General features: G+C 53.7%; 1 protein-coding gene. It reads left to right on the top strand.

Going from position 1 to position 589, the window contains the following annotated elements; translation table 11 throughout:
* Positions 1 to 144: 144 nt before the first annotated feature.
* A partial coding sequence (locus ACFORG_RS20305) for a TetR/AcrR family transcriptional regulator (RefSeq protein WP_386737397.1) occupies positions 145 to 589 on the top strand: 445 nt, incomplete at its 3' end.

Genomic DNA, 589 nt, shown 5'->3' on the forward strand with positions numbered 1-589 from the left:
ACTCACGCACACGATATTAGGACTATCGTCCTAATCTTTGCGAGAAGAGCGATCTGTGTCAACGTTGCGTTACGACCACTGTCAGAATTTGAACATGCCTTTGGTGATGTTCCTCACCTGCACAACGCAAAGCGAACTGGATCGATGGACAAGAAAATTGAAAGCTACATTCCCGAAAGGGTAACGCACCTGCTGCAGGATCTGGTCGTCCAGCGCCCGGTTGCAAAAGAAACCCGTGGGCTTTCCAGTGGTGACAGCACCAGGCGGCGGATACTTGATACGGCTTTTTCGCTCTTCATCGGCACTCGGGCAGAAGACTACACGATGCGCAATCTGGCGAACGCATTGGATATGCGCGTCGGCAATCTGACGTACCACTACAAGACTAAGTCAGAACTCCTCAACAGCCTCGTTCGCGATCAACTTGCGAACTATGCGGAAGACATCCTGATGTGCCTGCAAATGAGTGAAGCCACACCCCAGGCCGCGCTCGACAGGGTGGTAACCCTTCTTGTGCAGGACTTGCGCCGGGCGGAGATCGCGTTCTTTCCGCAACTTTGGGCGCGTTCATTGAATGACGATGCCGCGG

Source organism: Lutimaribacter marinistellae (genome assembly GCF_042648365.1).
Taxonomy (GTDB): Bacteria; Pseudomonadota; Alphaproteobacteria; order Rhodobacterales; family Rhodobacteraceae; genus Lutimaribacter_A; species Lutimaribacter_A marinistellae.